At 60.4% G+C, this 14,034-nt stretch carries 8 protein-coding genes and 1 pseudogene; 4 read left to right on the top strand and 5 right to left on the bottom strand.

Features of this window, described 5'->3' with window-relative positions; genetic code table 11:
• Nucleotides 1–162: 162 nt before the first annotated feature.
• Both htpG and K7R21_RS06610 read right to left on the bottom strand, forming a co-directional pair.
• Nucleotides 163–2,097, bottom strand: a complete 1,935-nt coding sequence (gene htpG / locus K7R21_RS06615; RefSeq protein ID WP_224982478.1) for a molecular chaperone HtpG — start codon at nt 2,095–2,097, stop codon at nt 163–165.
• Between the two features lie 237 nt (nt 2,098–2,334).
• Nucleotides 2,335–3,396: a 3'-5' exonuclease family protein gene (locus tag K7R21_RS06610; protein ID WP_224982477.1), complete on the bottom strand. Its 1,062-nt coding sequence runs from the start codon at nt 3,394–3,396 to the stop codon at nt 2,335–2,337.
• A 133-nt stretch (nt 3,397–3,529) separates the two neighbouring features.
• On the opposite strand from K7R21_RS06610, the gene trpE reads away from it, so the two are divergent.
• Nucleotides 3,530–5,005, top strand: coding sequence for an anthranilate synthase component I (gene trpE, locus K7R21_RS06605; protein WP_224982476.1), 1,476 nt, complete (start codon nt 3,530–3,532; stop codon nt 5,003–5,005).
• On the opposite strand, the pseudogene K7R21_RS06600 reads toward trpE, so the two are convergent.
• From K7R21_RS06600 to K7R21_RS06590, 3 genes and pseudogenes are all read right to left on the bottom strand, one after another.
• Nucleotides 5,002–5,951, bottom strand: a pseudogene (locus K7R21_RS06600) (GGDEF domain-containing protein). The gene trpE and the pseudogene K7R21_RS06600 sit on opposite strands and share 4 nt — an antisense overlap.
• On the bottom strand, nt 5,948–8,377 hold the full coding sequence (locus K7R21_RS06595) for a PAS domain S-box protein (RefSeq protein WP_224982475.1): 2,430 nt from the start codon (nt 8,375–8,377) through the stop codon (nt 5,948–5,950). Before K7R21_RS06595 ends, K7R21_RS06600 begins: the two are co-directional and overlap by 4 nt.
• Nucleotides 8,374–9,201: a phosphate/phosphite/phosphonate ABC transporter substrate-binding protein gene (locus K7R21_RS06590; protein ID WP_224982474.1), complete on the bottom strand. Its 828-nt coding sequence runs from the start codon at nt 9,199–9,201 to the stop codon at nt 8,374–8,376. The genes K7R21_RS06595 and K7R21_RS06590 overlap by 4 nt, the downstream gene beginning before the upstream one ends.
• A gap of 267 nt (nt 9,202–9,468) precedes the next feature.
• Between K7R21_RS06590 and K7R21_RS06585 the strand changes: the two genes are divergently transcribed.
• The 3 genes from K7R21_RS06585 (at nt 9,469) to K7R21_RS06575 (ending at nt 13,964) form a co-directional block, all read left to right on the top strand.
• Nucleotides 9,469–11,514 carry a response regulator gene (locus K7R21_RS06585; protein WP_224982473.1) on the top strand — a complete coding sequence of 682 codons (2,046 nt, stop codon included), beginning with the start codon at nt 9,469–9,471 and terminating at the stop codon, nt 11,512–11,514.
• Nucleotides 11,515–11,547: 33 nt separating this feature from the next.
• The gene (locus tag K7R21_RS06580; RefSeq protein WP_224982472.1) at nt 11,548–13,419 is read left to right on the top strand and encodes an ATP-binding protein; all 1,872 of its coding nucleotides are present in this window, start codon (nt 11,548–11,550) and stop codon (nt 13,417–13,419) included.
• Nucleotides 13,420–13,517: 98 nt separating this feature from the next.
• Nucleotides 13,518–13,964, top strand: coding sequence for a response regulator (locus tag K7R21_RS06575; RefSeq protein ID WP_224982471.1), 447 nt, complete (start codon nt 13,518–13,520; stop codon nt 13,962–13,964).
• Nucleotides 13,965–14,034: the final 70 nt, after the last annotated feature.

Genomic DNA, 14,034 nt, shown 5'->3' with positions numbered 1-14,034 from the left:
GCCACAAAGTCACCCTTATGGGAGTACCGGGCTCGCCTTTGCAGTTCGGCAACGTGCTGGAGAGTTTGGCCTCTACCGACTCGTGTTGATGTTGCCTCGTTAAACACAAAAAGCCGGGAGGTCGCGAACCCTCCCGGCTTTTTTCATGTGCAACAGGTGGCGTTATTTGCCGCCGACCACCATCAGTTCGCTTACCAGCTTGGTGAAGCGCAGCGGGTCCTTGATCGGGGAGCCCTCGGTCAAGAGAGCCTGGTCGAAGAGCAGCTCGCTGTAGTCGGCGAGCTTGGGATTGTTCTTGTCTTTCTCGAACATGGCGGTCATGACCTGCATGATCTGGTGCTCGGGGTTCAACTCGAGGATACGCTTTCCTTCGGGGACCTCCTGGTTCATCGCCTTCAGGATCTTCTCCATGTTGGCGTTGAGCCCCATTTCGTCGGCCACCAGGCAGCAGGCGCTCTCGGTCAGGCGCGAGGAGAGGCGAACCTCCTTGACGCGGTCCTTCAGGGTCTCCTGGATGTACTCCATGACGCCGCCGAATTCCTTCTTGGCCTCTTCCTTCTTGGCCTCCTTCTCCTTCTTTTCCTCCTCGGTGTCGAGCTCGAGGTCGCCCCTGTCGATTGCCTTCAGGTGCTTCTCCTGGTATTCGTGGATCGCTTGGACCACCCACTCGTCGACGGGGTCGGTCATGTAGATGACCTCGTAGTCCTTCTTGCGCAAGGCCTCCATGTATGGGGAGTTCTCGACCGAGTCGCGCGACATGCCGGTGATGAAGTAGATCTCCTTCTGCCCCTCGGGCATGCGCTCGACGTACTCCTTGAGGGAGACGAACTTACCTTTCTCGGTCTTGGAGCTCTCGAACAGCAGCAGGTCCTGCAGCTTCTCCTTATTGGCGTAGTCGAAGTGGATCCCTTCTTTGAGCACCGGCCCGAACTCGCCGTAGAACTTCAGGTAGTCGTCGAGGTTCTTCTCTTTCATCTCGGCGAGGGTGGAGAGGACCTTGCCCACCAGCGACTTCTGGATGCGCTTGATCTGGACGTCCTCCTGCAGGATCTCGCGGGAGACATTGAGCGGCAGGTCGGAGGAATCAACCACGCCCTTGATGAACCGCAGGTAGTCCGGCAAGAGCGCCTCGCAGTTGTCGGTGATGTAGACCCGCTTCACGTAGAGGTGCACGCCCTTCTTGTGATCGCGCAGGAACAGGTCGAACGGCTTGTGCGACGGGATGTAGACGATGGCCTTGAACTCGCTGACCCCCTCCGCCGAGTAGTGGATGGTGGAGAGCGGTTTGTCGTAGTCGTGGGAGATGTGCTTGTAGAACTCCTCGTACTCCTCCTCGGTGATCTCGCTCTTGGGGCGGGTCCAGATCGCCTTCATCGAGTTGAGGGTCTCCTCGGTGGTCTTGTCGATGGTACCGCCACCCTCGATGACGTTGCCCTCGGCGTCTTTCACCGGCTCGGAGCGGGTGATGTCCATCACTACCGGGTACTGCACGTAGTCGGAGTACTTCTTGACGATGGAGCGGATCTTCCACTCGTCCAGAAACTCCTTCATGTCGTCTTTCATGTGCAGCACGATCTCAGTGCCGCGGGTCTCCTTTTCGCACTCCTCGATGGAGTAGGAGCCGTCGCCGGTAGACTCCCAGCGGCAACCGTACTGCTTCTCGCCCGCGCGGCGGGTGGTCAGGACCACCTTGTCCGCCACCATGAAGGAGGCGTAGAAGCCGACGCCAAACTGGCCGATCAGCTCCGGATTATCGGCGAGGTTCTGTTCCTTGAGAGCGGCAACGAAGTTCTTGGTGCCGGACTTGGCGATGGTGCCAATGTTGTCGGCGACCTCGTCCATGCTCATGCCGATACCGTTGTCAGTGATGGTGAGGGTGCCGGCTTCCTTGTCGGCGTGCAGCTTGATCTTCCAGTCCGCGTTCCCTTCCAGCAGTTCCATGTTGGAGTGGGATTCGAACTTTATCTTGTCAATGGCGTCAGACGCGTTGGAGATGAGCTCCCGGAGGAAGATTTCTTTGTTGGAGTAGAGGGAGTGGATCACCAGGTCCAAAAGCTGCTGGACCTCGGTCTCGAACTTCTTGACGGTTTTGGCCATGTCTGGGTGGTCTCCTTTGAGGCTTTATTGATGACCGCTGGAACATAATAACGGCCGGGGGATATTTCAAGGGGGGAGGGAAGAAAAAGGTAAAAACGGGGAAAGCATTACCATAGAGGAACACGGAGGAGCACAGAGACCACAGAGGAAAGACGCTAAAGCGGGTTTAAAGTCAAAATCCTTCCTCTGTGTCGACGTGGCTTAACCTCCGTGTCCTCTGTGTTCCGGGGTTCGGTCTTACAGCTTCAGGTACTGTTTCAAAATAGCTGGATGCAGGTGCTCCTTCATGACCTCCCATGCCTCGCGCAGTGCCTCGGCGTCATGCAGGGCATGGTGGGGCGGGAATTCGTTGTAGGCTTCGGCGTGGGCCTTCTGTAACAGCTCGAACAGGCCGGGGAAACTCTCGCTGTAGTAGTGGATCGGGACGGTGTAAAGATTCTTGGGGAAGGAGTCCCCCAGGAGGTCCACCATGAGCACCCAATCGAAACCCGGTGCATCGCACACCACCCGTACCGGGGCCGCGAAGGAGAGAAGCCACTCGGCAAGCCTGCGCCTGGCGTAGCTCCGCTCCTGGAAGAAATCGCCGCCGGTCAGCTGCGGCACCACGTTTGCTGTGACAAAGGGCGAGCAACCCTCGGGGCTCCAGCCGTTGGCGAGTTCGGCGTAGTAACTCTCGCCGCTCTCGGAAACCAGCCCGATGCTGATCAGTTGCGGATAGTCGAAGTCCGTGAACTCGGTGTCGAGGAACAGCAGCAGCGGTTCGCCCGCAGCCAGTTCCGGCGAGATGGGAACCGGTTTTGCCTTCTGTGGCTTGCGCTTCTTCGCGTGGACCGGGCAGAGGGTCTTGGCGAAGCCGTGCCCCAGTTGCAGCGACCCCGGCGCGCCACACTCGGAGCAGATGGCGGTTGCCTTGTGTTCGATGTCCTTGGCCAATTCTTTAACGATCGCAGAGCGAGACCCGATCCTGACGAAAAGGCCGCCGAGCCTTTCCTCTGCCTTGAAGTGCCCGATCCTGGGCATGGCCAGGTGTTCCATGGCCTCGATGGCGGTGCACAGGTCCCACACCAGCGGGTACCAGCCGGGACCGCAGCGCACGCTGCCGGAGGGGGGAGTGAGGTAACGCGGAAAGCGGGAGAGCAGCTTTTCCAGCGCGATGTCGCCCTCCGGCTTCACCCACTTCTCCCACGAGAGGAACATCTTCTCGGTGGTGCGCTTGAAACGGACGATGAGGTCCACCACCTTCAGTGCGAAGGCGAAATAGCGCTCTCTTAATATGATCAGTGTCTTTGGCGTTTTCATTAGCACTTGATTCTACCAGACTCCCCCTTTCTTGACACCTTTTCATCGTTATGTTACTAAGGTCGGGCCAAAACTCGTTTCCCGGCAAGGGGATAGCCCTACTTAACACCTCGTAAGCCAAAAAAGGAGCCTCATGTACTGCCCCGATTTCGCGACGTTCCAGACTCTATCCGCACAAGGCAACCTGATCCCGGTCTACCGGGAGATCCTGGCTGACCTGGATACCCCCGTGGGGGCCTTTAAGAAGATCGACGACGGCCGCTTCGGATTCCTGCTGGAGAGTATCGAGGGTGGCGAGAAATGGGGACGCTACACCTTTCTTGGTTCCTCGCCTGCGGTGGTCATCCGCGGCAAGGACAATTGGGTCGAGATCGTGGAAGGGGGCGAGGTGCGCCGCATGGAGGTGTCCGATCCCTTGAACTACGTGAGGGATTACATGGCGCGCTACCAACCGGTCGAGGTGGTCGGCATCCCGAGGTTCTTCGGCGGTGCGGTCGGCTACCTGGGCTATGACGCGGTGCGCCATTTCGAAAGCCTGCCGGACCAGAACCCGAGCCTGATCAACACTTACGACGCCTACTTCATCATCACCGATACCATCGTCATCTTCGACAGCCTGAGCCAGAAGATCAAGGTTGTCTCCAACGCGCATCTGGACGGGAGCGCGTCTCCCGAGGCCGCCTACGCCGAGGCGGTGAACAAGATCGAGAACCTGATCGAGCGTCTCAAGAAGCCGCTGCCGACGTCGGAGAAAAAGCCGGCGCAGGGGAAGGTGGAGCTCACCTCCAACGTGAAGCGCGAGGAGTTCGAGTCCTGGGTGACCCGCGCCAAGGAGTACGTCCGCAGCGGCGACATCATCCAGGTGGTGTTGTCCCAGCGTTTCTCCGGCGACCTCACCGTTGATCCCTTCGACATCTACCGCGTGCTGCGGACGCTGAACCCTTCTCCGTACATGTTCTTCCTGCGCCTGGACGAGACCATGGTGGTAGGTGCCTCGCCGGAGGTCATGGTGCGCAAGGAGGGAGAACAGGTGGAACTCAGGCCTATCGCCGGCACGCGGCCGCGCGGCGCCACCCCGGCCGCCGACGAGGAGCTGGCGCAGGATCTTCTTGCCGACCCCAAGGAGCGCGCCGAGCATGTCATGCTGGTTGACCTGGGGAGAAACGACCTGGGGCGTGTCTGCGAGATCGGCAGCGTCAAGGTTTCTGAGCTCATGGTGATCGAGCGTTACTCGCACGTGATGCACATCGTCTCCAACGTGCAGGGGGAACTGGCGCCCGGTCACGACGCCTTCGACGTGGTGCGCGCCACCTTCCCGGCGGGTACGCTGTCCGGCGCCCCCAAGGTGCGGGCCATGGAGATCATCGACGAGTTGGAAGGGGTGCGGCGCGAGGTCTACGGCGGCGCGGTCGGGTACTTCTCCTTCTCCGGCAACATGGACATGGCTATCGCCATCAGGACCCTGGTGATCAAGGACGGCAAAGTGCATCTGCAGGCCGGTGCCGGCATCGTGGCCGACTCAGATCCTGCTTCCGAGTATTTGGAGACTGTTAACAAGGCTAAGGCCGTGGTCAAGGCCATCGAAATGGCCGAGCGCGGCATCGATTAGGAGACTACTGGCGTAGCGGGAACTGGCTGGGGCTGCGTCCCTGCCAGCACCACCTGGTTACGCCCTCCGCTCTTGGCCTGGTAGAGCGCCTCGTCCGCGCGCCGGGTGCACTCTTCGAGCCCCATCCCGGGGCGGAAGGGCGCCGCGCCCAGGCTCATGGTCACCGTCAGCCGTTCCCGTTCCCACGGTGTCACCATCGAGGCCACCGCCTCCCGCAGCTTTTCCGCCACCCTCACGGCCGCCTCAGCTTCAGTGTTGGGGAGAATGACCAGGAATTCCTCCCCCCCCAGCGCCCGCAGATATCCTCCCTCCTCAGGCATGCCTTGAAGTTTTGCGCCACCGCTTTCAGGATCTGATCACCCGCCAGGTGTCCATAATTGTCGTTCACCCGTTTGAAGTGGTCGATGTCCCCAATCAGCAGCGACAACGGGGTGCCGTGCCGCTCGGCCTTGTTCTTCTCGGCGGCGAATCGATTCATCAGCTCGCGCCTGTTGGCCAAGCCGGTGAGCGGGTCACTGTTGGCGGCGTTGTGTAACGCGGTGTCCTCTTCCAACTGCCGCGCACAGTCGAGCAGGATATCGTAGAGCATCTGCCCCTCTACCGGCTTGGTGAGGTAGCGGTCCACGTGCAGGTTGATGGACTCCTTCAGGTAGTCGATCTGCTCGAACGCCGTCAGGATGATGATCGGTACGGAGCTGTCCACCTTGCGGATCTCATGGCACATGGCGATGCCGTCCATGTTGGGCATCTGGATGTCCGTGATGATCAGCTGGGGCTTGTGCTCGTGGAATGCCGCCAGCCCCTCGGCGCCGTCCTTCGCCGTGATTAGCACCCCCACCAGCCGATTGAGGAACTGGGTGAACTGCTCCCTGGCTTCGTCCTCGTCCTCGACATAGAGTACCGTTATGTTCTTGAGACACTGTCGGGCCTGCTGCGCGTCGTTCATGGCTTTCTCTCCGCAAGCGGGGTCTTGATGGCAAACTCGGCGCCGCCCTCGACATTACCTGCCGTTAGCGATCCGCTCATGTTTTTTTCAATGATCATCTTGGACATATAGAGGCCAATACCCGTCCCCATGCTCTTGGTGGAAAAGTAGGGCTCGAAGATCTTGTCCTGCACTTCCGCTGGAATGCCGCTGCCGTTGTCACGCACCCGGACCACCCCCATTCCTCCTTGCTCCTCGATACTAATGGTGATGCCGCCATGCCTTACCCCGGCGCCGGCTATGGACTCGCGTGCGTTGGTTAGCAGGTTCAATAGCACCTGCGAGTATTCGTTGGGCAATCCGTAGAGGGTGCAGTCGTTGCCTGCGTCCAGGATGATGGAGATGTTGCTGTTCTTGAACGCAGCTTCCACGAGTTGCACCGCCTGCTCGATCTGCTGCAGGGCAGAGAAGGGAACCTTCTCCTTGTCGGGGCTAAAAAAGTCGCGGAAATCGTTTATGGTGGTGGACATTTTCTGTATCAGGCGCTGCGCGGTAGCCGCCTCCGTATCAAGGTAATCGGGGGTGAGAGTGCCGTCGCGCTGGGCGAACTGCAGGTTGCTGACCACCATGGCCAGCGCGTTCAGGGGTTGGCGCCACTGGTGCGCGATGTTGCCGATCATCTCGCCCATCGCGGCCTGACGGCCTTGCGAGATAAGCACCTGGTCCTTCTGGCGCAGTTCGGTCACCGCTTCGTCCACGCGCTGCCGCAGGGAGAGGTTCAGCATCTCCAGTTGGTCCTGTTTCGCGGCCAGCAGTTCCTGAGTGAGTTGACGCTCGGCCACCTCCTGCTCCAGCCTCAGCGCATTTTGGTGCAACAGTGCCTCCGTTTCCTTTCTGACGGTGATGTTGGTGTGGGTCCCGGCGCAGCGCACCGGTTTGCCGTCGGCTCCACGTTCCACCACCTTGCCGCGGTCCAGGATCCACACCAACCCGCCGGACTTGGTGCGCATCCGGTACTCGACTTCGAAGTTGGGTGTCTCGCCTTCGAGGCACCGGCTTACTGCCTGGAAGGCGTGCTCCTTGTGCTCCGGGTCCACCTTGTCTTCCCAGTCCTTTACTGTTGGGTCCGGGAAGTCGTCCAGTGAGTATCCCAGTATCTCCGCCCAGCGCCGGTTGATGGCGATGCGTCCGCTGGGGACGTCCCAGTCCCAGAAACCGTCGTTGCTGCCGTCCAGGACCAGTTTGAGGCGCTCCTCGCTCTCGGACTTCTCATGCTCGCTTGCCTCGGCCTTCTCCTTGGCCTCCCTTAGTTCCTGTTCCGCCTGCTTTTGCGCGGAAATGTCATGTAATATCCCGACCGAGTGCCACTCGTGGTCCAGCACCACAGCGGATAACGAGAGCGACACGGGGATCTCGCGGCCGTCCTTGCGCCTGGCGAAAACCTCGATGGTTCTGCCCATGGCGTTTCCCATACCGTTCTCCCTGAACTTGGCAAAACTGGACCGGAAGGCGTAATGGTAGCGTTTCGGTGCGAGCAGTTCGTGCAAGTCTTTGCCCATGACGTCGTCATCGCAGTAGCCGAAGATACGACAAGCGGCGGGATTCCAGTAGCTGACTGCGCCGGCGGCGTCCATCATCAGGATGGCGTCATTGGCCGAATCCGTGATGGCGCGCAGCCTCATTTCGCTTTTTGATTTGGCCCGCTCACTCGCTTCGGCGGCTTCCTTGGCAGCGGTCAACTCGCTGACCCGCTCGGAGATGGCCCGCGACATCAGGTTGAAAGCAGCCCCCAGTTGCCCCATGTCATCCTTCCCTTCGTGCAGGGGAGCGGGAGAGAGGTTTCCGGAGGCCACCTGCAGGCTCGCGGTCGCCAGAGCGGTCAGATGCCGGGTGAGCCACAGTCCGATCAAGGCGAGGATGACGAACGAGAGCACGAGTTCTACTGTCGCTATCACCACCCCCTGGGTGAGCAGAGTGTGTCGGGCAGAGATCACCCGGGAGAGGTTAAGCCCCATGTGCAGGCTGCCCAGGTGCTGGCCACTCTGGTTGATGGGCATGACGCCGTCGTAGCGGTCGGTGGTGCTGAATTTTACCAGTGAGAGCGGTTTGCTCTCCTGCGGCAGCTTCTGGTCCCTGTTCCAGCCGCTGAGGGCGACCATTCGTCCCTCCCGGTCGGCCACTACGACGTAGTCGATCCCCTCGGTGGCACGGCTTTCGTCAACGATGGCCTGCATGGTGGCGTAGTCGCGCTGGGCCAGTGGGGCCTTGAGCGCGGCGCTCAGGACCGGCATCATCTGCTGCACCTGCCAGCGCGCCTGGTCGGTCATGGCGTTGTTCAGCAGGCGGTGGCTGTTGGCCACCAAAAGGGTGAGCATGACCAGTTCCACGCCGATGGCGAGGAGCAGCAGGCGCCCCCGTACGCTTTGGCGCGGCGAGATCCTCTTCACGGCGTTTTCCCCTTGATCACCTTTCTGACTTCGGCCGCGTAAGCGTCCATGGAGGCGAGCTCCTTCGCTTTCAGCTTGCGGTACCCCTGCAACTTGTTCTCATCAAAATATTTACGGGCCTCCGGAGTGGCCGCAAAGGACCAAAGGGCTGCCTCGATCTGCCTGCGCTGGCCGGCCAGGCGCGGAGACAGCAGGTACACCCTGCCCGGCATCACCGGGCTTTGGGCCAGCACCATGAGTTGGGCCCGCAGCGGGTCGGGAAGTTTTTGGTAGTTGGCGAGCGAGGTGAAGCCGGCCGCCGCCTCGCCTGCCGCGACCAGTTGGGCCACGCTGTCGGAGGCGCTCACGTACTTCATCCTGGCGTCGATCCCGTTTTCGTCAAGCCAGCGTTGCCCCCACAGGGTGACCTGGGAGGTGGCGCTCAACCCCAGCACCTCTTTCCCCTTCAAGTCGCCCGCGGACTTTGTCGGCCCGGATTTGGCCACCAGCGCAACGGAACGGAAGTCAGCCTGGTACGTCAGCAAGGGGATATAGCCCGCGTCTGTCTGCAGTAACCGGGCCTGGTGGGAGGTCGTAATGGCGATGTCATAGGTACCCGTCAGGCCACGCCGGACGAAGTCGTTGAAATCCGGTGCGGTGACCACGTCCACCTCGCGCCCCAACGTTTTTTCGAGGTACTGGCGCAGCGGTTGGTACATCTGCAAGATGATGCGGGCACTGGTGTGGGGGGCGACCCCTATGGATAGGGGTGCCGCATAGCAAGGGGGGACGCTAAACAGCAGCGTAGTCGCCCATAGACTCAACAGAAGTACCGCTTTCCTCATAAGACCCCCCTTAGACCGTCCTCTCTCCCGTTTCGGTAGAACCCGGGCAAAGCTTTAAGTTATTTCATATAATTTGTGTTGCACAGTGCTCGAGACACTCTTGCATAGAGTGTGAGTGCTAGTCTGGTTCTCTGCATAGTCTGGAGCTATGACAGAGCTAAGATCAAAAAAAGTGCTCCTGAAAGCACACAAGGCAGAAATTGGTAGTAAACTAGCCCGTGGCATAAGAAAGATCACCTCAATCGATGGAATGTAGGAGTTGACCCTATGGGTACTGCCTATCCGGTAAAGAAGATACTTGTCGTTGAGGACGATGATGCCCACGCGGAGTTGATCCGGCGGGGATTCAGCGACCTGTCCGGGCAGTACGAGCTGACCGTGGCCGCCACGGTGAAGGAGGCGTTGGACCGCATCCGTAGCAAGAATTACGACATCGTGCTCACCGACTACCTCCTTCCCGATGGCAAGGGGGGAGACCTGGTGGCGCAGTCCGCGAACATAGCGCCGGTGGTGATGATGACCTCGCACGGCAGCGAACAGGTGGCGGTAGAGGTGATGAAGTCAGGCGCTATTGACTACGTGGTCAAGATGCCGGAGGTCTTCGATGCCATGCCGCGTATCGTCGAGCGCGCGTTGCGCGAATGGGACCACATCCTGGAGCACAAGCGGGCGGAGGAGGCCCTCAAGCTGCAAAGTCACCGCCTCGAGCACGAGGTGGCCGAGCGCCAGTTGGCCCAGGAAGCCCTCCTGGAGCAGGCGCAGCTTTTGAAAAAGGAGATAGCCGAACGACAACTGGCCCAGGAAACGCTGCGTCTGAGCGAAGAGAAGTTCCACAAGGCATTCGACAGCGCTCCGCTCATCATGGTGATCACGGACATGGAGGAGGGGGTTTTCCTCGACGTGAACCGCAAGTTCGTGGAACTCTCAGGCTACAGTCGTGAAGAGGTGCTCGGGCGTGCGTCGACGTCGCTGGGCTGGATCAACCCGGCCGACAGGAAAGCGTTACTCGACAAGCTCAAGGAGGAGGGGCATGTCGCCGGAACCGTGGTTACACTGCACGCCAAGGATGGTAGGACCCTTAAGGGAGAGTACTACTGTCAACGTATCACCGTGGACGGCTGCCAGCGCCTCTTGGCCATCGCCCTCGACATCACCGAGAGGATGAAGCTCGAGGAACAGCTGCGCCACTCGCAGAAGCTGGAGGCGGTGGGGGTGCTGGCCGGCGGGGTGGCCCACGACTTCAACAACATTCTCACCGTCATCGGCGGGTACTGCGAGTTGCTCAAGCTCGACCTGCCGCCCGACAACCCCGCCCGCGACAAGGTCATGCAGATCTCGGCGGCGGCAGACCGGGCCGCCAACCTGACCCGAAGCCTGCTCGCCTTCAGCCGTAAAGGGGAGGTGAAGGCAGCCCCCGCCAATCTCAACGACATCGTGAAAGGGGTCGAGAAGTTCTTGCAGCGGATCATCGGCGAGGACATCACCCTGTCCACCTCTCTGGCTGAGGGGGGGCTCTGGGCCGTGGTGGACAGTGGGCAGATTGAGCAGGTGCTGATGAACCTGGCGGCAAACGCCCGCGATGCGATGCCCAAGGGAGGGCGGCTCTTCGTCGAGACCGAGCACCACGAAATCGACGCCGCCTTCGTCCACGCCCACGGCTTCGGTACCCCCGGCATGTACGCCATGCTTACCATCTCGGATACGGGGCAGGGGATGGACGAGGGCACCCGCAAGAAGATCTTCGATCCCTTCTTCACAACCAAGGTGGTGGGCAAGGGTACCGGGCTCGGACTCGCCATCGTGTACGGCATCATCACCCAGCACAAGGGGTTCGTGAATGTCTACAGCGAGCCCGGTATCGGCACCACCTTCAGGGTCTACCTTCCCGCCATCAAAGCCGCAGAACCGGAAAAAAGCACCGCGACTGCAGAACCTGACGTACGCGGCAACGAGACCATCCTGGTGGCCGAGGACGATCTGCACGTCCTCGACCTGGTTTCCTCCATCCTCAAGCAGTACGGCTACGACATCATCCACGCCGCCAACGGACTTGAGGCAGTGCAAAGGTTCAAGGAGAATCCCGCTATCAAGCTGGTGCTCATGGACATCATCATGCCCGTCATGAACGGCAAGGAGGCCGCCGAGACCATCAGGGAATACCAGCCTGATGCCAGGATCCTGTTCACCAGTGGCTACACGGCCGACATCATCCGCAGCAGGAGCGATCTCGACGAAGGAGCCGAACTGGTCATGAAGCCGGTGAAACCGATGGTCCTGCTGAAGAAGGTACGGGAGATGCTGGACCGGCCTTAACGGGACGGCGACAGCGACAAGAGGAAGCCCCGCATGGTCACCCAGGTCAACAAGATCCGTCGCTTCATCCTGGCCCTGATGTTGTTTTGGAGCGCTGGCATCGCCTTTTCCTTTTACTGGTTTTACAGCGGCGAGCAGCGCACGGTGATCGCCATCGCCCGTGCCGAGGCGCGCGCCACATACGAAAAAGACACCCTGTACCGACGCTGGGCCACGAAACATGGCGGCGTTTACGTCCCCGCCTCCGACCTCAGCCCACCCAACCCCTATCTGGCCCATATCAAGGAGCGTGACGTCATCACCCCCTCGGGCAAAGCGTTGACGCTGGTGAACCCCGCCTACATGACCCGGCAGGTCTTCGAGTTAGCGGATAGCCAGAACAACCTGGTGCGCGGTCACATCACCAGCCTCAACCCCATCCGGCCCGAAAACAAGCCCGACGCCTGGGAAGCCAAGGCGTTGCGCCAGTTCGAGACAGGAGTGAAGGAGGTGAGCGAGGTTCAGGAGATCAACGGCCGGATGTACATGAGGCTGATGCGTCCCTTCGTCACCGAGGCCCCCTGTCTCAAGTGCCACGCCGCACAGGGGTACCGCATTGGCGATATCAGGGGAGGGGTCAGTGCTTCGGTGCCGCTGGAGGCGAACTCGGCCATGATGGGCGAGGTGATGACCGGGGCGGCGGTGAGCTATGGCCTGACCTGGTTCCTGGGCCTTGGGCTCATAGGAGCCGGGGGGCGAGTTCTTAGCCGCAGCGCACGCATCATCGAGGAACGCGAGGAGCGCTACCGGACCGTGGCGGATTACACGGAAGGGTGGGAGTACTGGCAGGGGGCAGACCTTTCGTTTCGCTATGTTTCCCCCTCCTGCCTGGAGCATTCCGGCTACAGCCGGGAGGAATTCTACTCAGATCCCGAACTGCTGCACCGGATCGTCCACCCCGATGACCGAGCGAGTTACGAACAGCACATCCGGGACTCCTTTTGCGGGACTCCTCACCCCATCGATTTCCGCATCATCAGGAAGGACGGCGAGGTCCGCTGGATTGCCCACGTCTGCCGGCTGGTCTACACGGCCAGCGGCGCCGAGAATGGCATCCGGGGCAGCAATCGCGACGTCACCGACCGGAAAATCGCCAGTGAGAGCCTGCGAGAGCAGACACTGCTGCTGGAGAAGGAAGTGCGCGAGCGCATGGAGCGCGAAGCCGAGCTGGAGGCTAAAAATGCGGAGCTGGAACGTTTTACCTATACGGTTTCCCACGACCTGAAAAGCCCGCTCATTACTATCAAGGGCTTCGCCGGGGCCGTACTCAAGGACATCGAAGGGGGCAACCTGCAGCGCCTGGATGGCGACGTGCACCGCATCATGGGTGCCGCCGACAAGATGTCGGCCCTTTTGAGCGACCTGCTGGAGCTCTCACGCATCGGCCGTATCGTTAACGCCCCGTCTTTGATCGACATGAACCTGCTTGCGAAAGATGTGCTCGCACAGCTTTCTGGGCCGATACAGCAGGCCGGGGTGGAAGTGACGCTTCAACCAGGCCTCCCAAAGGTGTGGGGGGATCAGCCCCGCATCGGCGAGGTGCTGCAGAACCTGGTGGAGAATGCGGTCAAGTACAGGGGCGACCAGCAAAAAAACCGCATCGAGATCGGTGTGCGCGAGGGTGACGAAGGGCCCGTCTTCACGGTGCGTGACAATGGCATCGGGGTTCCCGCCCAGTACCACGAGACCATCTTCGGGCTCTTTAACCAGTTGGACGCGCGCTCCGAGGGGACCGGTATCGGCCTTGCCCTGGCGCGGCGCATCGTGGAATTCCATGCCGGCAAGCTGTGGGTCGAGTCGGACGGTGCAGGGCAGGGGAGCACATTCTGCTTTACCCTCGGCACCCGGCCACCTGAACCGGCTTGAACTTGGATAAAAGGGATAAAAGACACTTTGAAGGTGTTCTTTTAACAATCCCTTTGAACCGCAGTTTTTAATACTCGGATCTTCTGAAAGGAGCGAAGATGGTAGACGGCGAACCGCTGTGCATATTGCTGGTTGAGGACAATCCGGACCATGCCGAACTGGCGATCCGCAACCTGAGCGATGCCGGGCTGGTCAACAACCTGTTCCACGTTGAGGACGGCGAGGCCGCTCTCGACTACCTCAACAACCGCGGCCGGTATGCCGACCAAAACGCCTACCCGCGCCCCCACCTGGTGCTGCTGGACCTGCGACTGCCCAAGGTGGACGGCATCGAGGTACTGAAGCAGGTAAAGGCGTCCGAGCAGTTGAAGTCAATTCCCGTCGTGATATTGACCACCTCCGCCGCGGAGCGGGACCTCGCCCAGGCGTACAACCACTACGCCAACAGCTACCTCACCAAGCCGGTCGATTTCGACTCCTTCAGCAACCTGTTGCGCGACCTCGGCTTCTACTGGCTCGCCTGGAACAGGCGCCCGACGAGCTAGCCTCGGTAAATATTCTTTTGGGGAGGATAAATATTTCCTCCCCTGCAGCTGGGGTAATGCCGTTTTTACA

The sequence above is a fragment of the Geomonas agri genome (assembly GCF_020179605.1).
GTDB classification, from domain to species: domain Bacteria; phylum Desulfobacterota; class Desulfuromonadia; order Geobacterales; family Geobacteraceae; genus Geomonas; species Geomonas agri.
This window is presented reverse-complemented; position numbering and strand designations above follow the sequence as displayed.

Bases quoted from the DNA above. Each gene is read 5' to 3' on its own strand.
- htpG (WP_224982478.1), bottom strand. From the start codon at position 2,097: ATGGCCAAAACCGTCAAGAAGTTCGAGACCGAGGTCCAGCAGCTTTTG.
- K7R21_RS06610 (WP_224982477.1), bottom strand. From the start codon at position 3,396: ATGAAAACGCCAAAGACACTGATCATATTAAGAGAGCGCTATTTCGCC.
- trpE (WP_224982476.1), top strand. From the start codon at position 3,530: ATGTACTGCCCCGATTTCGCGACGTTCCAGACTCTATCCGCACAAGGC.
- K7R21_RS06590 (WP_224982474.1), bottom strand. From the start codon at position 9,201: ATGAGGAAAGCGGTACTTCTGTTGAGTCTATGGGCGACTACGCTGCTG.
- K7R21_RS06585 (WP_224982473.1), top strand. From the start codon at position 9,469: ATGGGTACTGCCTATCCGGTAAAGAAGATACTTGTCGTTGAGGACGAT.
- K7R21_RS06580 (WP_224982472.1), top strand. From the start codon at position 11,548: ATGGTCACCCAGGTCAACAAGATCCGTCGCTTCATCCTGGCCCTGATG.
- K7R21_RS06575 (WP_224982471.1), top strand. From the start codon at position 13,518: ATGGTAGACGGCGAACCGCTGTGCATATTGCTGGTTGAGGACAATCCG.